The following is a 22165-nucleotide window of genomic DNA, read 5'->3' as shown; positions in this document are numbered from 1 at the left end:
TTCTTGGCCCAGGAATTCAAACGCTCGTGGACCGGTGGTATGAGCGTCACCCAGATGTGGATCTAGTTCATTGATCGCCAGGGTAGGATGCGTTGCTTCATGTGGCTGTAAAGGGGCGGCCAAGCATCATCGAGACGGTGCCCTCCCTGAGAGGGCGGCGACCACCGATCATTTCGACGGTCTAAATATCGCGGGCCTTCTCCTCGTCAATCTCATTCAGACTGGCCACCAGTGGCCCGAAGTCGAAGTGATTCGAAGGCACCGTCGCAGGAGAGAGCGTCGTGGCCTGCCCACCTAGCGCACGGATATGAAGTTCGTCGTCGGGCCTCGCGTCGGCCAGGATCATTGGCACCACACCACGCGCGGATAGCACCGCCAGCAGCCGGTATCGCACGGTGGCGCCCCCGGTAGGCTTCCGGGCAGAAAAGTGCTGCTAATCTAGGCCGCGCATTGCCTGATGCGCGACTTGTGCTCGGGCTGGAACCTGTCATTTGCGGGTGGCTGACGTATCTGCTGCGAGTCGCCGAGAGGCCGGAAAATTCTAGAAGTCACGACCTGCGTGCGGTAATTAGGAGATATTAATCTAGTGATATTCAAGTTCACCGTAAGCTATTGCTTTCAACGCCACATCCATGATTGTCAGTAACTTCTTATAAACATGTATGGATGCACTTAATAAGTGCTGAATATCGGGTTGTTCTGAATGGAATCCTCTGTGCCTTCTGGTGGGTGAGAGTTTTTGATCGACGCGTTTTTAGGTTACGTCTCCATTACTTAATTAGGTTAGCCTCATATAAGGTTATGAATCGTGGTCGCTCAGACCACAACGTAATACTTACGCGAAAGGTGACGCAGTGGGACTTCCCTCGATTCCGGGATATCGACTACCGGACGGACAGTTGCCGGAACCACGAGTGACTTGGAAGGCGGACGCACAACGTGCGGTCTTGCTAATTCATGACATGCAACGCTACTTTGTCGAGGCTTTCGACCATGAGGATCCACAGTCGCAAATCCGAGTGGCAATGAAGAATATTCTTGCTCTTCGTGATGCTGCTGATGACGCTGGGGTGCCAGTGGTATATACGGCTCAGCCGCCGAACCAAACGCCAGCAGATCGCGCACTCCTCACCGACTTTTGGGGTACAGGACTAACCGACGACGGTCGCGAAGAGATTGTCCAGGAGCTAGCACCACGAGCTGGCGATTTGGTTCTCAGCAAATGGCGTTACAGTGCATTCGCCAGGACCGACCTCCAGGAATGGATGCGACAAGCCGGGCGAGATCAATTGCTCATCACCGGTGTCTACGCGCATATCGGTTGCCTGACAACCGCCCTAGACGCATTCATGCGTGATATTCAGCCGTTTTTTGTTGCTGATGCACAAGCGGATTTTTCCTTGGAAGAACACCAATTGGCTATCAACTATGGCTACGGACGTTGCGCCTCTGTGGTCAACTCAGTATCAGTTCTCAAGCAGATTCAAGCCACATTGGTTGCGGCTCGATGAGCGACTTGGTCGCTAGACCGCTGATTGTAGTCACTGGAGCGGCCGGCGGTATAGGAAGTGCGGTGGCCACAAAGCTGAGGGATTCAGGCTACTCTGTGCTTGCCACTGACCGCACCGGTGACGATGTATTGAGCGCCGATATTAGTTCAACCGGAGGGATTAGAGAACTCGAAGCCGCCATCGAGAACCGGATTGAACGTGGACAGATTCTGGAAGGCCTGGTCAATGTGGCCGGCGTACTTCACTCGGGGAAACTTTTCGACCTTCAGTTGGAGCAGTGGGAGCACATGCAGTCGGTAAACACGACATCTGTGCTCCGAATTACACAGCTAGTAGCACGCCTCATGATCAACCAGCGAGACAGGGACCCCGGAAACAGCCGCAGTATCGTGACCGTCAGCTCCAACGCAGGACGTACTCCGCGCTACGCAATGGCTGGATATTGCGCCTCCAAGGCGGCCGCAACGATGCTGACTCGTTGTTTTTCGTTGGAACTTGCTGCCCACGGTATCCGCGCCAACGTTGTAAGCCCAGGCTCCACACGGACCGCCATGCTGATAGGAATGAACGGTGAAGCCGAAATGGACCGGGCATCGGTAGCAGGAAATCCGGCTCAATTCAGGAACGGCATCCCGCTCGGCCGGATTGCCGTTCCAGAAGATATCGCCGATACGGTGGCCTTCCTCTTATCGGGGAATGCCAAGCACTTGACCGGAATTGAACTGACAGTCGATGGTGGAGCAACTCTTTCCTAGACCCGCTGCAGTTTCACGAATCAATTTCTCTACCCTCCAAGGACTCAAGAGCATGAACGCCCAGCTTCTGGAAAACCATCATGAAGAAACCGCGGTTGAAGATCCGTCAGCCCCTACGCCCCGAACCGACGAAGCAACATTTAGGTTCGCCTCCTACGGACGAGCCTTGATTGGTCATGGCATCAAGGCGACCCTGGATGCCGAGAGGGCAAGACGTCTGGGCCTCGGTCCGGCCGCGCGCCAATTGCTTGCCGAGCAACCTCCGGGAAGTATCCTGGCTGGCGTTGTGCCGTTCGACCGCGCCGCCGACCCTTTTCTGTTTGTCCCGCAGCAGGTGGAAGACTTGCCGATGCGTGGATTAACGCATGGTGGGCAGGAAACGTCGACGGTCGCCGAAGTCGTTGGTGAGTACAACCCGCAATTCATTTGTGCAGCCGGTGCTGCCATTGACCGGATTAAAACAGGCACCGTGGAGAAAGTCGTCCTTGCTCGGTCGTTGGAAGTTTTCGCCGACAAAGAGTGGAACCCCGAATCGGTCTGGCAACGGCTGTACCAGCAGAATCCCGCCGGGCACAGTTTCACGATCGGCTTGCCTCAGGAAGAGGCAAGCATCGTCGGCAACAGCCCGGAGCTCATCGCGGGCGTGCTCCGCGGCCAGTTGACCAGCCATCCGCTGGCTGGATCAGCTCCGCGGCTCACAGACCGAACCGAGGACCAGAAGGCGGCGGCAGTTCTTGCTGGATCTGCGAAAAATCTAGCGGAACATGAGTTTGTTGTTCGGCATATTTCCACGGCGTTGCGCAGCGTCGCCAAGGACTTGATCGTGCCTTCCGGCCCAGATCTGCTGCCCACCGGTCAAATGTGGCATCTTGGAACCCTGATTCGGGCCTCTCTGTACAAAGGGCTCGGTTCCCTGGACGCCGCACTGGCCATCCACCCGACTCCTGCCATCTGCGGATCCCCTACCGCGGCCGCCCAGGCACTGATTTCAGAGTTGGAACCAGACGCCCGGGGATTCTATGGCGGACTGGTGGGATGGATGAACCGAGACGGTGAAGGCGAATGGGCGCTGCTGCTGCGCAGCGCTGTGCTCAACGGCAATCGGGCGACGTTGCATGCGGGAGCGGGAATCGTCGCAGATTCGGACCCATTCGATGAACACAGCGAGACAGCCGCGAAATTTCGAACCATGCTTTGCGCCTTGGGCGTTGACCGGGCAGGAAGCAGCTTATGAAACAACCATTGGTCGCCGATGATCCGATGCTGCACGGTGTCATTCCCTACCCTGCCGAGTTCGCCGAGCGGTATCTTGCCGATGGTTTCTGGGGCAGGCGGACGCTGGATCGAGTCCTGCGCGAAACTGCCATGCGCCGGGGAGCCCACCCTGCGGTGATCGACGAGGAACGAGTGATCAGCTACGCCGAACTGATCAGCCGCATTGATGTTTCGCAAGCCACGCTCTCTGCCCGCGGAATCAACGCTGGCGATCGAGTCATCATTCACGTGCCTAACGTGCTTGAATTCTTTGACGCCGTGTATGCGGTCATCTCGCTGGGGGCCATCCCGGTCTTCGCCGTGCATTCGCACCGCGCGAGCGAGTTGGAGCATCTGGCCCGATCTTCGGAAGCGGAGATGCTGATCACCAGCAGTCGAATCCCTGGCGTGGATCCGCAGGAATTCTGCGCAGAGCTTGCCAACCGACTGCCCTTGCTGTCTGTCGTATATGCCGAGGACTTGTACGAGCAAGGCCTGGATCTGCTGGCAGCGGGCCGGGAAGTCTCACGCGCCGGTTGTCCCCGCCCCGCTCATGCCGCGGCTTTTCTGCAACTGTCAGGTGGCACCACGGGCCGACCGAAACTGATTCCGAAAACACACCGTGATTACGCCTATTCCTTCGAGCGATCAGCGCAGATCTGCAACCTGGATGATGGCACTGTCTATCTATCCGGGATTCCGCTGGCGCATAATTTCGCGGCTAGTTCGCCAGGGTACATGGGGGTTTTCGCCACCGGTGGGACAGTGGTCTGCGCCTTGGACGGCAGCGCCGAGAGGATTTTCAGCCTCATCGCCGAGCATCGGGTCACCGTAGTGGCCGCAGTGCCACCGCTGGCCTTGGCCTGGCTCAACTCCTCCCAGAAGCATCGCTATGACCTGTCTAGCTGGCAGCTGCTGCAGGTGGGCGGCGCCAAGCTGTCCCGCGGTGTGGCCGAACGAATAACCCCGGAACTAGGCTGCGCACTGCAGCAGGTCTTCGGGATGGCGGAGGGTCTGGTCTGCTATACCCGGTTGGACGACGATCCGGAGACCGTCGTTTCCACCCAGGGCAAGCCGATGTGCGTGGCCGACGAAGTGCTGGTGCTTGACTCAGCGGGAACACCGGTACCGGACGGCACCCCCGGCAACCTCTGGGTCCGCGGTCCGTACACCTTCCGCGGCTATTACAACAACCCGCAGGCCAACGCGGAGTGCTTCACCCCGGATGGCTTCTACGGCTCCGGGGACATCGTCGTGAGAGATGCCCGTGGATATTTGACTGTGGTGGGACGGACTAAGGACGTTATCAACCGCGGAGGCGAGAAGATCAGCCCAGAGCAGATCGAGGCCGTGCTGCTGCGGAACCCCGCAGTTCACGATGTGTCAGTCGTCGGAGTGCCGGACGAGGCACTGGGCGAACGAACGCATGCCTACGTGGTACCGCGTGACCGTACGACCCCCACTCGTGCCAAGATATTGCGGGCATGGATGCGCACTGAACATCTCGCAGAACACCACATACCAGACGTCATCACCATAGTCGGCGAACTACCCAAGACCCACATTGGCAAGATCAGCCGCAATACCCTGCGCCCCGGCGCCACCTCACCGCAAGGAGAAGCATGAGCCGCCCCGAAATAACCACCGACCAGACATACGACGTTGTAGGCCTGGGATTCGGGCCGAGCAACATGGCCCTGGCCACCGCCATCCACGAGCACAATCGCGCTGCCGGGCGCGGGCTGCGTTTAAAGGCCCTGTTCCTCGACCGCGCCAGCGAGCCCGGCTGGCACAAGAACCTGCTGTTCGAGGATGCCAGCATGCAGGTGGCATTCGCCAAGGACTTGTCCAGCTTCCGCAATCCCACCAGCGAGTTGACCTTCATGAATTTCCTGCACACCCAGGGCCGGATGGAAGATTTTTTCAACCGCGGTTCCATGGCGCCGCTGCGCATCGAGTTCGTGGCGTATCTGCGATGGGCTGCCGAACAGTTGTCGGAATACGTGCGCTACTCGTCCGAAGTGGTCCGTGTGGTGCCGCGCACCAGCGGAGGGCGTATCACCGGCTATGAAGTGGATGTCGCCGACGAGTCAGGGGTGCGCACGGTGGCCGCCCGGCACGTAGTGCTCGCCGGAGGACTGCAGCCAGTCTTTCCCGCTGGCGTGCGCTCCGGGGCGCGCGTCTGGCACAGTGCCGAATTCCTGGAACGCGTCGCCGTGCTGGACACCGCGGCCGTTCGTTGCGTAGCGGTGATCGGTGGCGGGCAGAGTGCAGCCGAGGTCATCGAGCAGATGTACCACCGCTGTCCGCAAGCACAGATCCATTCGGTGATCTCCCGCTTCGGGCTGATCCCCTCCGATGCGTCGGCCTACGCCAACCGGATTTTCGACCCGATGACCGTGGACGAGCTGTACGCCGCGGATCCCCAGGTCCGCCAGGAGCTCACCGAAGCGCACCGGAACACCAACAATTCCGTGGTCAACCCCAACACTATTGCCGCACTCTACGACTTGGAGTACCGCGACAAGTGGCTGGGTGCCGAACGGCTGAATTGGCACCGAGCAGCAAGAGTGAACTCGGTACGCGAAGATTACGGAACCCCGGCAGTGCAGCTGGGCTTGGCCGAGGGGCTGGGCGACGGCAGCGGAACGCTCGAGGTTGATGTGGCGATCTTCGCCACCGGATACCGTGCCTTGGACCCGACCACGCTGCTGGGCAGCCATGCAGGAATGCTGGTGCGGGACGAACTCGGGCGACCCACGACCCGCCGCGACTACAGCGCACATACCGTTCTGCCTGATGACTCAAAGCTCTTCCTGGTGGGGCAGACCGAGCACCAGCACGGAATCTCTGCGACGCTGCTGTCCAATGTGGCAGTGCGTGCAGGGGAAATCCTCGAGTCCATCCTTGCCGCAGGCCCTGCGGCTACCCAACCGACCGCACACCGAAAGGCCCACGCATGAGCACCGCCGAACTCACCGAAGCGCGAATCCGGGCTGACCTTGGAGCCTGCGCGGGGCTGTCCGCGGACGAGGTCGAACCCGGCGATGCCCTAGCAGACCTGGGCATCGACTCGATCCGCCTAATGAACCTGGTGGAGCTCTGGCGTGCCGCCGGCGCAAATGTCGACTTCCCGCGACTGGCCGCCAGCGAACACGTCGAAGCCTTGGTCGCGGCCGTGCTGGACGCAGCCCCGGTTCGTTGACGCCCACCTCCCAGCCGAAGCTCCTCGAAGGACCGATTATGACTCTCGCCCCCGACACCGTGCGCACCGTGCCGTTGACCGACGCCCAAGCCGGTATGGTTCACGCAGAACTCGCAGCCCCCGGCTCCGCGGACTTTTCCGTCGGCGACGCCCTGGTCTTCCGTGGCCGTATCTCCGCCGCCGCCCTGGCCGATGCGGTGCAACGCACCCTGGCGGAGGTGCCGTGGCTCGGATCCCGCTTCGCCCCGGAGCACATGGCGCTAGTGCCCGGTGACGGCCCAGCCGTCCCCTCCGGGCCCCGGCTGCTGCCTCCGGGTGTGCTGCGCGGGGAGCTCACCGGCGACTCTGACCGGCAGCTGGCCGAACAGCTGCGCGCCGATTATCTACCGCACATCACCCTGGAGTCGCGGCTACTGCACGAACAACTGCTGCTGACTAGCCTGGATACGGACTTGCAGCCGGTAGCGGTGTGGGTGCTGGTCGCCCACCACGTGCTCTTCGACGGCTACGGCATCACGCTGCTCGCCCGCCGCGTGACCGAACATTACACGGCATTGGCCGCCGGGAGCCCAGTCCCGGAAACACCCTTCACGCAACCGGGCCAGGTGCTTGCCGCGGAAGTCCGTTACCACGGATCTGCCGCGGAGGAAAGTGACCGCGGCTACTGGCACGCCCGACTGGAAGGGGACGGGCAGGACTATCGCCCCACGCGGCTGGCCGGCTTGCTCGGCGCCGCCGGGCAGCGCCCCGACGCGTCCGCCGCCGCACGGCTGCGCCTGACTGGACGCCCGCTTTCCCTGGGCCGTTTCTCCGGTACGGTCCCGACTGCCTCCGAAACTACCCGGGCGACCTGGGCGGATGCCGCGATCGCCGCGCACGCCCTGTTGGCGGCCCGTCTGACCGGCGCCAGCCGCACGATCATCGGGCTACCGGCCATGAACCGCACCGGGGCTGCGGCCCTATGCGCCATTCCGACCATCAACGTGCTGCCGTTGGTGCTGGACCTGCATCCCTCTGGGACTGTGGGAGAGCTGCTAGAGTCCGTGGCCGCCGCCCGGGCCGAGCTGTCCCGGCACGGCCGGTACCGCTCAGAGCAGCTCATGCGCGATCTGCGCCTGGTCGGTTCCGGCACCACGCTGACCGGCACCGAGATCAACATCAAGGCCTTCGACGTGCCGCTGAGCGTGCCCGGCGGCTCCGTGTCGCTGTACGCCCTGTGCGAGGGGCCGGTGGACGACATCTGCCTGAATCTGCTGCCGGACCGCGAAACCGGCAAAATCGTGGCGGTGTTGACCGCGCCGGCAGGGACCTTGGCCACGGCGGACGCTGCGGTGCTGCTGGAAACCTACGGGTTGCTGCTGGAGCAGCTCGCCGCGGCGGACCCGGCAACCCGGCACGCCACGTTGGCCCTGGCGCCGGACGCCGCGTTGGCCACGCTTGCCGGACCGGCCGCGGCCGAAACCGCCCCGGCGGTGCTCGAGGAACTGTTCGCGGCGAGTGCAGCCGCCGCTCCGGAAGCCGCCGCGATCACCTGCGAGGGTGTCACGCTCAGCTACCGGGCACTGGCCGCCCGGGCCGACGCGATCGCCGCCGCCGTGCTGGCGCACGTGAACGGCGGCGCAACCGGGCGCTACGTGCTGATCGGCCTGGAGCGCGGACTGGACTACGTGGCCGCGATTCTCGGTATCGCCAAGGCCGGCGCGACCAGTGTCCCGCTGGATCCGCACGCTCCAGCGCAGCGCAACCAGCGCATCGCCGCACGGCTGGCCGGCCAAGATCCGCGAACCCCGCTCGTGCTGGCCACCGATGCGCAGGGGTGGGCCGGCTATCCGGTGCTGGATCCGTCCGTCTTGCCCGTGGCGACCGGAACGCTACCGGTAGCTGCCGTTCCCCGCTCTACGCCCAGCTACCTGCTGCATACTTCAGGCTCCACCGGGGAGCCCAAAGCCGTGGTGATTTCCCGCGAAGCCTTCTCGCACTGGGCCGGATACCACCGGCATGCCGGTTTCGTGGATGCGGCCGGGGAGAAGATCGCGCAGTCGCTGCCACTGCACTTCGACGGGGCCTGGTGCACCCTGCTCGGGGTGGCGCTGGGCCATCATGTACACCTGATCAGCCACGAAGTGGCCCGCGACCCCGAAGCGCTCGCCGTTCAGGTGCGCGAGCACGCCATGACCTGGATGGATATGACCCCGTCGTTGGCCGCACCGCTGCTTGACACGGGACTGTTCGACCCCGGAACCCCGGTACGCCGGCTCTCCATCGGCGGCGAAGGATGCAGCCAGGTGCTCTGGGAGAAGCTGCGGAACCTGAATGATCTCATCGTGGAAAATCTGTATGGCCCCACCGAATTCACCGTGGACGCGCTGGTCGCCAACGTGGCGCAGAGCCCCGATGTGGTGGTCGGCCGCCCTCTGGCAGGGCTGAAGGCAGCGGTGCTGGACTCCGCGCTGCGGCCGCTACCGGCCGGCCTGCCCGGGGAACTGTATTTGTCGGGGCCACAGGAAGCCCACGGATACCTAGGGCAGGGGGCACTGACCGCTTCCCGTTTCGTGGCAGATCCTGCCGGTGACGGCACTCGCATGTACCGCACCGGGGACCGTGCGGTTCTCGGCCACGACGGGTTGCTGCGTTTTCTGGGCCGCGATGACGGCCAGGTCAAGATCCGCGGCTACCGGATAGATGTGGGCGAGGTGGAAACGGCGCTGGCCGCGCTGCCCGGAATCGCCCACGCCGTGGTCCGGGCACGGGGAGCGCAGCTGCTGGCGTGGGTGGTTCCCTCGAATTCCGAGGCAACCATGCTGGCTGGTGACACCGAAAGGTGGCGTGCCGCGCTCTGTCTGGTCTTGCCGCCGCAGATGATTCCGCATGCGCTGACCCCCATCGATCGGCTGCCGCTGGGCAGCACGGGCAAGCTCGACGAGAGTCAGTTGCCAGATCCCCGACCGGCCAACGCCCCAGTCAGTGCCCCGGCGACCGGTCCGGAACAACGGGCCGTGGCCGCCTGCATGGCCGCGGAGCTGGGCATCCAGGTTCATGCGCTGGGTGTCGAATCGGATTTTTTCGCCGAAGGCGGGGACTCGATCACCGCGATCGCGGTGGTCTCCGCGTTGCGCCAGGCCGGCTACTCCTCCTCGGTGGGGGCAGTCTTCACTGAGCGCACCGTCGGCGGGATTGCGGCCAAAATCTCTGGGCTGGCCCCGGAGCCGGTCGCCGTGAACGAGCCGGCCGGCACGGCGGATCTGGTGCAGCTCGATGCCGCGGCCCGCAGCCGGCTTTCGGCCATGCTGAGCCAGCGCCGCCCGCGCCGCTAGGCGCGCAAGCTTCCCTACACATCTTCTGACCTCGTTGCCTTATAAACCGCAGCCCAAAGGACCCCATGATCGAACTGACCCGACAAGACGTCGAAAATTCCCACGGCCTGCCCGACACCGGGCCGGCGCCCGCCCCACGAGATGCCCAGCTGGTTTGGTGGCCTACCACCGCATTGCAGCGCGGCCTGGTGGCCCACACGCTGATGCTCCAGGACCATCCGCAGGCAACCGACCCCTACGTCGGTCAGAGCCGGGTCCAGCTGACAGGACCGTTGGACCCGGACGAGGCCCGCGCCGCCACGATGAGTCTGCTACGCCGGGTGGAAAACCTGCGTGCAGGCTTCCTGCTGGACGAGATTGGGGACCCGGTCTCCTTCGTAGAGCCGTGGGACGAGGAGCTGGCCGCCCGGGCATTCACCACCGGGCTGGAGGTCGAGGCCCTGGCAAGCGCGCAGATCGCGGCCGGGTTCGACCTGCAGGAGCCTCCGCTGCTGCGTTTCGCCCTGGTCTCGGAATCGTCCAAGTCCCATGAGTTGGTCATCACTGCGCATCATCTTGTCCTTGATGGCTGGTCCATGCCGCTGCTGCTGGGCCAGTGGCTGCGAGAGCTGGCCGCCGTACGCGGCGCCTCGGCCCCGGCCGACCTGCCCGCCGCCACTGGCAGTTACGCCGACCACCTGGGCTGGATCGCCTCCGCGGATCGAGAGGCCGCTGCCACATTTTTTGCCGAGAGCCTGGCCCATGCCGAAACCGGGCAGCGCCCGCATTTCCTGGGCGCGCAAGCGCTGGCCGGCACCAGCCAGGCGAGCGAAACCCGTGAGCTTCCCAGCTCCACCGTCGCCGCACTGAACGCCGCCGCCCGGACCCATGGATTCACGCCCGCTACCGCGCTGCGGACCGCCTGGGCCCTGGCCGCGGACTTCGCGGCCGGTACCACCGGCAACATCTTCGCCCTGCCCGTGGCCCTGCGCGATCCCTCCCGCCCGGACGCAGACACCGTCTGCGGCATGCTCACCGAGACCGTGCTCGCCGCCGGCGACTACCAGCCTGGGCAGACCCTGCTGGGCGCCGCGGTGCGCCAGCAGCAGTGGTGGAACCGCAGCCTGGAGCACCAGCACCTTGGCGTGCCGGGCATTGAGCGCGCCCTGTCCGGAACCGGCGAGTTGGCGTGGTCGCTGCTCAGTTTCGAAGCCATTGGCGCTCGGGGTCACTTCGCGCTGAATGAGCTGGAGGCCACGCTGAAGGCCACCGGCGATTCCAGCCACTATCCGGTCAACGTGCACGTGCGTGCAGGGGACAGCTGGCACCTCGAACTGGAATACGATGGGCGAGTCCCCGCGCACGTGGCAGCCACTTTGGCAGAGGCCCTGGTCCGCGGGCTCACCGCACTGGCCTTGGACGCCGAGTCCCGCATCGCCGACGTCGAGCTCATGGACCCGGCCGAGGTCACCGGCTTTGAGACCTCCGCCCGCGACTACGCCGGGCCTCAGCCACTGTTGCCCGAGCTCTTTGCCCGCCAGGTCGCCGCCGCACCGCAAGGCACCGCCTTGGTCGTCGGCGGCATGAGCTACACCTACGCGGAGCTCGATGCGTTGGCAAGGGACACCGCGGATCGTCTGGCCGGACTGCTGGCAGTCGCCACCGGCCACCGGACCTTGGCCGTGCGGTTGCCGCGCGGGATCGATATCGTGGTGGCTCACCTGGCGGCGCTGCGCAGCGCCGTGACCCTGATGGTGCTGGACAACGGATGGCCCGCCGCCCGCGTCGAGCGCGCGCTAGACCTCGCCATCCCGGCGTTGATCTGGGATGGCGAGGGTCTGCGCGCCACCGGGATGGGATCGTGCTCGGCCCCGGCGCCGTTCGCCGCGCAGGCAGCGGCTACCGCCGCCATCGTGTTCACCTCCGGATCCACCGGCGAGCCCAAGGGCGTGGCCGTGCCTCACCGCGCATTGGCCCACCTAGCCGCCCGCCAGCAGCGCGAGCTCTACCCGACGGATCGCACCCTGCAGGTGGCGCACACCTCCGCCTTCCACTTTGACGCACACTGGGATGCCTTCCTGGCGTTGTTCACCGGGCATACCCTGCATCTGCTGACCGAGGACGAGTACCTGGACCCGTTCGCGTTGGCCGACTACGTCGACGCGCACCGCATCGCCTACCTGGACTTCACCCCGACCCTGTGGAATGCGGTAATCTCCAGCGCAGCGATGACCAGACTGCCGGAAATCTGCGTGGCCGGCGGCGAGAGCTTCCCCGCCGCGCTGTGGCGGCGCATGGGACAGCTGGCCCGCGAGTCCGGTTCCGCCGTCTACAACCTGTACGGCCCCACCGAAGCCACCGTGGATGCACTTGCCGCCGCCGTGACTGACGCGCAGCAACCGGTGGTCGGCCGACCTGTAGGCGCCACCGGGGCGCTGGTCCTGGATTCCCTGCTGCGCCGGGTCGCCCCGGGCACCGTGGGCGAACTCTATCTGGCCGGTCCGCAGCTGGCCGACGGCTACCTTTCGCGCAGTGCGCTGACCGCCGCTCGTTTCACCGCCCACCCTTTCGCCCCGGGGGAGCGCCTGTACCGCACCGGCGATGCCGCGGTCCGGCGTCCGGACGGGCAGCTGGCGCTGCTCGGCCGCACCGACGCACAGATCTCCTTGCACGGCGTGCGCATCGAGCCCGGAGAAATCGAGTCCTTCCTGACCGGCCAGCACTCCGTACGCCGTGCCGTGGTGCTGAAGGTCGAGGACCCGCGGCTGGGAGAACGTCTCGCGGCCTGGGTGGTCCCGGCTGACCCGGCCGCCGTGGGCGATCCGCGGCTGGCCGCCGACTTGCGCACCGCCTGCGCCCTCAAGCTGCCGCGTGTGATGGTGCCCGCCGCGGTGGTGCTGCTGAAGTCGCTGCCGGTGACCGGTAGCGGCAAACTGGATACCCGTGCCCTGCCTGCCCCGGACTTCGGCGGTGCCTCCGCGGCTGCGCCGGCGGAATCCGGCGTAGCCGCGGAGGCGCCGGGCGCCGAACTGGCCGCGGTGACCGCGGTGGTCACTCGCGTGCTGGGCCTGTCCTGCGCACCGGATCCGGGGGAGCGATTCATGGCACTGGGAGGGGACTCGATCGCCGCGATCCAAGTCATTGCCGGGCTGCACCGTGAGGGCTACGGCTACTCCGTGGCGAAGTTGCTGGCCGCCGGGACGCTGGCGGGCATCGCCCGCGAACTTGAAGCGCGGCAGCCTGAGGCCGCGCCCGATAGCACCGACGCCACCGGCCGGCTGGCCGCCCTGGGCGCCGAACGCGCCGCAGTGCTGGCCGCCCGGGCGGCCAGCTTGGGCGCCAACGTGGTAGACGTGTGGGAACTGACCCCCACCCAGCTGGGCATGGTATTGCACCACGAGCGCGAAACCGACGGAACGTATCAGACCACCACGCGCTGGCGCATAGCCGCCGCGGACGAAGCCTCGTTGCCCGGTGCCGCGCAGATCGCCCACGCACTGGATGCGCTGGCCGCACGTCACCCCCAGCTGCGCGGCGTGATCTTCCAGCACGACCTGCCCGCCCCGCGCCTGGCTATCCTGGACCGGATGCGCTGGAAGCTGCAGGCCGCAGATTTGCGGTCCGAGCCCGATGTGTCCGCCGCGGTGGGCCGGGTCGAGGCAGCCCTGCGCGCAGAGCCGATGGACCTGGCTACCGGACCACTGGCCAGCGGAAAGCTGCTGCGCACCGCGGACAGCGCCTGGGAACTTGTCCTCTGCCTGCACCATCTGCTGGTGGATGGATGGTCCACCGCGCTGCTCACCGGCGAACTGAACACCCTGCTGGCTGGCGGCGGGTTGTCCGAACCGCGCCCGATGACCGGGTACCTTCAGTGGCTGGCCCAGTTGGAAACCAGCTCCCGGGAGCTGGAGGATGCCTGGCGTAGCGAGTTCGCCGGCTTCGGCGCACCCACTGCGCTGGCCGCGCTGACCCGCGCTGGCGAAGGCACCGTGAGCGCCACCGCCTACCTTCAGGCGCAGCCCACCGCGGAGCTTTCTGCCGCGCTTCGTGCTTCGGGGCATACCCTGGCCGACGCCGCCCAGGCCGCCTGGGCCACCGTTTTGGCCACGGTAATCGGCACAGCTGACGTAGCGCTGGGAGCCACCCGTTCCGGCCGCGATGCGGAAGTTCCGGGCATCGATGAGATGATCGGCATGTTCATCACCACCGCCCCGGTGCGTCTGCAGCCACGTCCAGGAGCCCCCTGCACGGAGCTGCTGGATGAGGCCCGCCGACAAAACACCGCGTTGGCTCGTGCAGCCCACCTGGGTATGGGCCGGATCAAGTCGGTGCTCGGAGCCGAACCCTTCGACACCTTGCTGGTTGTGGAAAACTACCCGCAACGCGGGGAAACGGGCGTTTCCGGTCTTGAGGTCACTGCGCTCGGAGGCGAGGACGGCACCAACTACCCGGTGTGCCTGACGCTGACCCCGGGGGAAGAGGTAGCTCTGGAAGTCGAGCTGGCCGGCGGAGATCTGCTAGCCGCGGCAGCGCTGGCCCAGGCCGTGCGCACCGCGCTGGCCGCACTGTCCGACGGCATCCAGCTACAACCCGAGCAGCTGGGTCTGGAGATGCTCTCCGCGCGGCTGGTTGAAGCTGCAAGAACCGAATCCGATTTTGCCGGGCCTGCCTCGGTTGACGCCGAAAATTCTTCGGTTGTCGTGTCCACCGTTGCGCAGGCTACGCGCATCGCGCTGGCTGCCCAGGCCGTTGCAGAGGTACTCCGGCTGGACTCGGTGGACCCGTCTCGGGACATCTTCGCGCTGGGGGCGGACTCCATGGCCGTCATCGCGCTGGTCGGCGCGCTGCGCGCCCGCGGACTGGTCCTTTCGCTGGGAGAGATCTATCGCAATCCGACTGCTGCCGCGCTGGCCGCGGCCGCCGCCGAGGCTTCTCCGACCCGGGTGGCCGAGCTGGCCGCCGACGGGGCATTGGAGGACACCCCGGCCTTGGCGTGGTACCGCGAACTGCTGGCAGGCACCGGGGCGGACGGCAGTGGCTTCCAGCAGCTGCGTGTGCTCAACGTGCCCGCTGGCGTCCAGGCGACCAGTCTGCAACGGGCGCTGACCATCTTGGCCGAACGCCACCCGGCCCTGCGCCTGCGGGTAGACGGTTCCGGAGCCGCGGTGCTGCCCGACGCGGCACTGCCACTGACCACGCTGGCCGCCGACTCCGGTGAGCGGCAGTTCTCCGAGGTTTTGCGCACCGCCTGCCGGGAACTGGATGAGCGGTCGGGCCGCGTGGCGGCAGCCGTGTATCGCCCGGCTGAGTCCGGCTACGGCGTGCTTGCGCTGGCCGTGCATCACGTTGCCGTGGACATCTACTCCTGGCGCCTGCTGACCGAGGATCTGCGCCGACTGGTCCAGGGCTCCCGGAACCTACCGGCCGCCTCCGCCAACCTCCGCGCCTGGGCTGCCGCCTCGCATGAGGCAGCACAGACCCTGGCCGCTGACCAAACGCTGACCAAGCGCTGGCTGTCCGTGCTGGATGCAGGGGAACTGGCACAGATGCGGTACTCGGATTCCCTGCAGCTGGGAACAGTGGCCGACACGCAGGAGGTTGTGCACACCTTGGATGCAGAGACCACGCGCAGACTGCTTGCGCTGGGCGAGGGCTGCGGCATGGACACCGTGCTACACGCCGCGGTAGTAGGCACGCTGGAAGCCGGTACCAGCGTGCTGTTGGAGGCCGAAGGCCATGGACGCCCGGCGGGCGTCCAATTCAGCGACGCCCGCGACACGGTGGAAGTCGGCAGCACCGTGGGGTGGTTCACCGCCACCTGGCCGCTGCGCCTGTCCGCCGCGGCAACCGGCGGCACCCAGAGGTTGGCACCCGAAGCCTGGGTGCGTGCGGCACGCGCCGCATCTGCCACACTGCCAACAGATACAGCCAGCTACGGGATGCTGCGCCACCTTGCCGGTCCTGCCGGCGACCAACTGGCCGCCGCGGCGGACGCTGCCAGCGCCCAGCTTCTGGTCAATTACCTGGGGCGTGAGGCCGTGTCCGAAGGCCCGTGGCAGCCGGCGGCGGACGCCGCCGCACTGGAAAGCGAGCTGGGACTGCATCGGGCGCTGCCCGCCACCCACCCGGTGGAACTGAACGGCTACGTCACCGAGGCCGTGGACGGCCCGCACCTGGTGCTGCGCTGGCAGCTGGCCGCAGCCAACGCCGCCGGTCGCGGTCTTCCGGATGCCGCACGATCCGCGCTGGTCGCCTTGTCCGGGATAGACCCGCTGGCCATTGGCACCACCGGCGCCCTGCACGACATCGTGGGGATGGCAGCCGCGGAAACCTCGCGGCTGCTAGTTGAACGCCCCGCAGCCCAGGGCGTCTGGCCGCTGACCGGGGTGCAGCAGGCCATGGCCGTGCACGCAGCCTCCGCCCCGAACGACACCTACCTGTCGCTGACCGCTCTGGAGCTGTTCGGTCCGGTGGACCCGACGACGCTGCGGAGCGCAGCGGCCGCGCTGGCCGCGGTACACCCGCAGTTGCGATCCACCGTGTACTGGCCGGAAGACGGCGCACCGGTGTTCGTCCCGCTGGCCGGGCTCACCCCGCAGGTGGCCGTGCGCCGCAGCCACGGGCTGGACCTGAAGTCCCGGCAACAGGTCGCACAGGCGGTCCGCGCCGAGCACCTGGTCCGCGGCTTCGACGTGGAAACCGGTCCGCTGCTGCGGCTGGAACTGGTCGATTTTGGAGAGCACCCGGAAACCGGTGAGCCGCACAGCCAGCTGATCCTGGCCAACCACCATTTGCTGCTCGATGGCTGGTCCATCCCGCCGCTGGTGGATGAGTTGTTCGAAAACTACGCGCGAGCCGCTGGGGGCGCCCCGGCCCCGAAGCCGGTAGCCCCTGCCGGTAGTGGCTATGACGCTTTCGCCCGTTCACTGGTCTCGCGCGACGACCAGGCCCGGGTCGCGCAATGGGGCCGGGTGTTGACGGGGGACCGTCCGGGCCACGTATTACGCCACCGCGATCCGGAGAATACCGCGCTGCCTACGATGATCGGTGTTGAGCTCGGCGCCCACGTGCACAAGGCTCTGGCCAATCGCGCCCGCAAGGCCTCGGCCACGGTGGCTGACGCGGCGAATGCCGCTTGGGCGCTGGTGCTCGGCGCACTGTTGGACACGGACGTTCCGGTTTATGGCACGGTCAGCTCCGGCCGCGCCATCGACGTGCCGGGCATGTCCGAGCTGCCGGGCATGTTCATCGACACCCTGCCGGTGGCCATGAACTTGGAACAAAAGGATTCCAAGGCGTTGTTGAGAGCCGCCCACGCAGCTGGCCAGCGGATCGTTGAATCGGCCGGAGTGCCGCTGTCGAAGATCACCGGCGCCCTGGGCCTCGGCACCCTGTTCGACACCTTGCTGGTCGTGGAGAACTATCCGCAAGCCGAGGGCAACACCCCGGACGGTGCCCCGCGCCTGGGCGAGATCCACTCTGAGGACGCCACCGAATACCCGCTATCGGTCAGTGTCTCGGTGGGCGACCTCATGGAAGTCGAAATGGAATTCGGCACTGAAATACCCGAATCCGTCGCCCGTCAGGTGCTCTCCGCCTTGGTCGTGGCCTTGGAGTGCCTGGCCCTGGGCACCGCGTTGCCGGTGCTGCGCCGCCTGCTGTCCACTCGGCTGGCTGCGGCGCGCGAGGCCCTGACCTCGGCGGGTGCCCGGCATGCCGCAGCGCACGGCGCGGACGCAGCAGCCATGAACGCGGTGACCGCCGCCTACGGGCAGGTGCTGCGCCTGCCCGTAGGCGGCACTGACAGCGACTTCTTTGCCGCCGGAGGCGACTCCATGGCCGCCATGTCCCTGCTGACCGCCCTGCGCAAGGCTGGCTACAAGGCAACGATCTCCCAGGTCTTCGCCAACCCGATCGCCGCCAATCTGGCCGCCGTGGTGCAACGTATCGCACCTGCCGCCACGGCCGTCGCTAATACTGCCGGGGATCCAGGGAAAGCTCCCGCGGCTTCTGCGCCGGCGGCGGACGCCGTCAAACCCATGATCACGCTTGACGGGGCCTCGATGGCCTCGCTGACCAATTTGTTGAAGGGAAACTAGTGACCACGCCAACTACCGAGGCCCGGAACACCAATATCCAGGACGCCGAACAGGCCGAACCGGAGATCATCGATGTGCTGCCGCTGGCCCCGTTGCAGAACGGGCTGCTCTTCCACGCGCTGGCCGACCCGGAGGCGCTGGACGTATACACCATGCAGTCCACCTACCGCTTCGCCGGGCCGGTGGACGTGCCCGCACTGCGCCAAGCCTGCGCCACCTTGCTCGAGCGTCATCCGATTCTGCGCGCCGGCTTCGCTCATGAACAGTTCGACACTCCCGTGCAGTTCATCCCCGCTTTCCTTCCACTGCCCTGGCGCCAGTTGGACCTATCGGCAGACCCGCAAGCCGTTCGCGGGCTCGAACGACTGCAGGTCGATGAGCGCCAAACGAAGTTTGAGATGAGCCGTCCACCGCTGATCCGCTTCGCCTATGCCGATCTGGGAGTCGAGGGGGGCGCCTTGGTGGTCACCAACCATCACATCTTGATCGACGGCTGGTCCGACGCACTGCTGGTCACCGAGCTGCTGCGGCACTACCGTGCCGGAGGCCGGGACGATACCCTGGGCGAGCCGACCCCGTTCCGCAGCTACCTCCAGTGGCTGGCCGAACAGGATGCCGAGGCCGCCCGGGGCGTGTGGCGCAACCTGCTGGCTGGTCTTAACGACGGCACCCTGGTCGCTCCGGAAGCGTCAGCACGTTCCGCAGTGCTGCCCGAGGTCGTTGAGATGGACCTGCCCGACGGGCTGACCGAGGCGCTGATCGCGCTGGCCCGCACCGCTAAGGTGTCGATCAACACCGTTTATTCCCTGGGCTGGTCGCTGGCGCTGCGCCGGCTCACCGGCCAGGACACCGTAGTCTTCGGCTCCACGGTCTCCGGCCGGCCTCCGGAGCTGGCAGGGGTGGATGAGATGATTGGTTTGTTCCTGAATACCGTCCCGGTGGTCACTGAGCTGGATCCGCACACCCGGGTGGATGCGCTGCTGCGCCAGGTGCAGACCCGCCAGGGTGAGAGCCTGCAGGCCCAATTCGTCGGACTGTCCACGATCCAGCAGGATGCCGGCATCGGCACCCTATTCGATACCCTCTACGTCATGCGCAATACCCCGGAGGACGACGCGGCGCTGGACAGGCTCAGCACAGACACCGGGCTGGTGGAGATCGAGGGCGGGGACGCCACTCACTACCCGCTGACCTTCATCGTGCATCCTGCCGACATCTATCGGTTGATTCTGGCTTATCAGGGAGAGCAGTTCTCGGCCGCGGCCGCGGGCTGCCTGATGGAATCGGTCATCGCCACCCTGGCCGCGCTGGCTGACCATGCGCAGTCCCCGTTGGGTACCGTGCTGGCCGCGGTCGAGGGCGAGCCGCAGTCCTCTGGGCTGGCCGGTACCGCACGGCAGCTGGGCGAGGATTCACTGGTCGCATTGCTGGAACGCACCGCTGCTGCCCACCCGCAGCGTCCTGCGCTGATCGATGGGGCGCACACCCTCACGTACGCCGAGCTGTGGGCCGAGGTCTGCTCGATCGCCGGCTGGCTGCGTGCCCAGGGCCTGGGCCCGGGCTCCACGGTGGGATTAGGCCTGCCGCGCGGGAACCGGTTCGTGGCCGCCATCTTCGCAGTGATGGCTGTCGGAGCGGCCTACATTCCCCTGGATGAGGCCTACCCGGATGCCCGTGCCGCGAAGATGTTCGCCACCGCACGTGCCGATGCGGTACTGCTGGAGCCGGGCTCATGGAGGGACACGGAGAAGCTCGCCGCCTGCGGAACCCGGGTCATGGTGCTAGATGATGCCGTGGTCGCCGGCCATGCAGGAGCTGCTCAGCTTTATCCGGACTACTCGCACGCGGACAGCGCCTACCTGATGTTCACGTCAGGCTCCACCGGCGAGCCCAAGGGTGTGTCCGTACCGCACCGGGGCTTGGTCAACATGCTGGCCAACCACCGACGCGAGATCTTCGACCCGGCTATCGCTCGGGTGCCGGACCGCCCGCTGGTTGTCGCGCATACCGTGTCCTTTGCCTTCGACATGTCTTGGGAAGAGCTGTTCTGGCTCATCGAAGGGCACACCGTGCACGTGCTGAATGAGGCGCTGCGCCGCGATGCAGCGCAGATGGTTAGCTACCTACGTGAGCATTGCGTGGACGTCATTAATGTGACTCCTTCAGTTGCCTCGGCGCTGCTGGCCGAGGGGCTGCTCCAAGCCGGGAAGCACCATCCGGCATTGGTGTTATTGGGCGGAGAAGCGGTGGGAGCCGAGGTCTGGGATGCACTGCGCGCGGACCCCGTGTCCGAGGGCTACAATCTCTATGGCCCCACCGAATACACCATCAACGCCCTGGGCGCCGGCACCGATAGCAGTGCTGTGCCGGTGGTCGGCGGGCCCATCGAAAACACCGAAGCTTACGTGCTGGACAGCGCGCTGTGTCCGGTCGCTGAGGGCGCGCCCGGCGAACTGTACTTGGCTGGAGACGGGCTGGCATATGGCTACGTGGGACGCGCTGCACTGACCGCCTCCCGCTTCGTAGCCAACCCCTATGGCACCCCGGGCACGCTGATGTACCGCACCGGGGATGTTGTCTCGCGCGATTCTTCCAGGGCGCTGCACTTCCACGGCCGCTCCGATGCCCAGATCAAGATCCGCGGCTACCGCATCGAGCCGGGGGAAGTACAGGCGGTGATCGCCGCGGATCCGCGCGTCGGCTCCTGCGCAGTGCTGGCTCGACAGATGACGCAGGGCCACATGGCGTTGATCGGATATCTGGTACCCGCCGCCGGTGCGGACACCGAGGAGGACCGCGCCGGGCTGGTGGACGCAGTGCGGGCCAGGGCCCGCCGCGAGCTGCCGGACTACATGGTCCCGAGCCACCTGGTGCTGCTCGGCAAGCTGCCGCTAACCCCGAACACGAAGCTGGATGTGGCCGCGCTGCCGCTTCCTGCCCCGATCGCGGGCAGGGCGCCGTCTGGCGGCGCGCAGACCGCGGTAGCCGAGGTGTTCTGCGCCGTACTCGGCGTGGACTCGGTGCACGGGGAGGATGACTTCTACTTGCTGGGCGGGGATTCGCTCAAGGCCATGCGTGCCGTTTCGCTACTGCGCTCGCGCTTCGAGACGACGCTGACGGTGGGCACTCTGGCAGCGGCGCCCACCGTGGAACTGCTGGCCTCCAAACTGTCCGCCGGCACCGATTCCTCCTTCGACCTGGTACTGCCGCTTGCTGGCGGCAGCGGGGCCGGCGCCCCGCTGTACTGCTTCCACCCGGCCGGTGGCCTGGGCTGGAGCTACGCCGGGTTGGCCGGGCATCTGGGCCGTGGACGCGAAATCATTGCGTTGCAGTCTCCGAGGTTCACTGGGCCGGCCCCGCAGGACATGGCTGCGTTGCGCGATTCCATGGTGCAGGCGATCCGCAATCGCCATCCGCACGGCCCGTACCACCTGCTGGGCTGGTCTTTCGGAGCACACCTGGCGCATATGGTGGCCGGTGCGCTGGAGAAGGACGGGGAACAGGTGCTCACGCTCTCGCTGCTTGATGCGGACCCGGTCACCGTGAACCCCGTCCAAGGACCGGCCCCGGAGGACGCCGCCGAGCTGGAGCAGGAAGCACTGAACTTTCTGCTGGCCGGGGCGCTGCGCGAGCTACCCCAGTGGCTCAGGAGCCCGTACCAGCGCGCGGATGTGCTGGAGTTTCTGGCAGAGGCCGAGGGAGTCTGGAGCCACTTCGCCAGCGACAAGCTGGAGGCAATCATGGACTCCTATGGCTATAGCGTCGGAGTGCTGCCCGGTGCCCGTTACGACCGGGTCCGAGCGGACACCCGACTGTATACCGCGACGATGAGCCGCCATGGGGTGGTCGCCAGCGATCCGGCACGTACCGCAGCCGGCTGGTCCGAGTACAGTGCCGGGCCCTTCGCCCAGCAGCTGATCGAGGCTGGGCACCATGAGATGACCAGCCCGGCAGCACTGAGCATCGTCGGGCCGCAGCTACGCGAAGACCTGGCCCGCACCGAAGCCGGGCACACCGGCAGCTGACCCGTCAACAGACCTACCTGACT

10 protein-coding genes are annotated in these 22165 nt (G+C 66.1%); 9 read left to right on the top strand and 1 reads right to left on the bottom strand.

All coding sequences use genetic code 11. The features are described from left to right. Window positions 1-181: 181 nt before the first annotated feature. Window positions 182-394, bottom strand: a complete 213-nt coding sequence (locus ACT3UA_RS14465; protein WP_096287935.1) for a hypothetical protein — start codon at window positions 392-394, stop codon at window positions 182-184. A 568-nt stretch (window positions 395-962) separates the two neighbouring features. Here ACT3UA_RS14465 and ACT3UA_RS14460 point away from each other — a divergent pair. The 9 genes from ACT3UA_RS14460 to ACT3UA_RS14420 all read left to right on the top strand — a co-directional run bounded on the left by ACT3UA_RS14460 (window position 963) and on the right by ACT3UA_RS14420 (window position 22142). Beyond that, window positions 963-1511: an isochorismatase family protein gene (locus ACT3UA_RS14460; protein ID WP_444617076.1), complete on the top strand. Its 549-nt coding sequence runs from the start codon at window positions 963-965 to the stop codon at window positions 1509-1511. Between the two features lie 62 nt (window positions 1512-1573). Then, window positions 1574-2266: an SDR family oxidoreductase gene (locus ACT3UA_RS14455; RefSeq protein WP_444617074.1), complete on the top strand. Its 693-nt coding sequence runs from the start codon at window positions 1574-1576 to the stop codon at window positions 2264-2266. 52 nt (window positions 2267-2318) lie between these two features. Beyond that, window positions 2319-3500, top strand: coding sequence for an isochorismate synthase (locus ACT3UA_RS14450; RefSeq protein ID WP_176484247.1), 1182 nt, complete (start codon window positions 2319-2321; stop codon window positions 3498-3500). Continuing rightward, window positions 3497-5146: a (2,3-dihydroxybenzoyl)adenylate synthase gene (locus ACT3UA_RS14445; RefSeq protein ID WP_096254743.1), complete on the top strand. Its 1650-nt coding sequence runs from the start codon at window positions 3497-3499 to the stop codon at window positions 5144-5146. The genes ACT3UA_RS14450 and ACT3UA_RS14445 overlap by 4 nt, the downstream gene beginning before the upstream one ends. Continuing rightward, complete coding sequence (locus ACT3UA_RS14440; RefSeq protein ID WP_096287943.1) at window positions 5143-6483, top strand: lysine N(6)-hydroxylase/L-ornithine N(5)-oxygenase family protein; 1341 nt, start codon at window positions 5143-5145, stop codon at window positions 6481-6483. The genes ACT3UA_RS14445 and ACT3UA_RS14440 overlap by 4 nt, the downstream gene beginning before the upstream one ends. Beyond that, window positions 6480-6725 carry a phosphopantetheine-binding protein gene (locus ACT3UA_RS14435; RefSeq protein ID WP_096287945.1) on the top strand — a complete coding sequence of 82 codons (246 nt, stop codon included), beginning with the start codon at window positions 6480-6482 and terminating at the stop codon, window positions 6723-6725. The genes ACT3UA_RS14440 and ACT3UA_RS14435 overlap by 4 nt, the downstream gene beginning before the upstream one ends. A gap of 38 nt (window positions 6726-6763) precedes the next feature. Then, on the top strand, window positions 6764-10039 hold the full coding sequence (locus ACT3UA_RS14430; RefSeq protein WP_096287947.1) for an AMP-binding protein: 3276 nt from the start codon (window positions 6764-6766) through the stop codon (window positions 10037-10039). A gap of 65 nt (window positions 10040-10104) precedes the next feature. Continuing rightward, window positions 10105-18117 carry a condensation domain-containing protein gene (locus tag ACT3UA_RS14425; RefSeq protein ID WP_444617070.1) on the top strand — a complete coding sequence of 2671 codons (8013 nt, stop codon included), beginning with the start codon at window positions 10105-10107 and terminating at the stop codon, window positions 18115-18117. After that, window positions 18117-22142: an amino acid adenylation domain-containing protein gene (locus ACT3UA_RS14420; RefSeq protein WP_443438994.1), complete on the top strand. Its 4026-nt coding sequence runs from the start codon at window positions 18117-18119 to the stop codon at window positions 22140-22142. Before ACT3UA_RS14425 ends, ACT3UA_RS14420 begins: the two co-directional genes overlap by 1 nt. Window positions 22143-22165 lie beyond the last annotated feature (23 nt).

Origin of the sequence: Glutamicibacter sp. 363 (genome assembly GCF_052379505.1) — a bacterium.
In the GTDB taxonomy this organism is placed as follows: domain Bacteria; phylum Actinomycetota; class Actinomycetes; order Actinomycetales; family Micrococcaceae; genus Glutamicibacter.
This window is presented reverse-complemented; position numbering and strand designations above follow the sequence as displayed.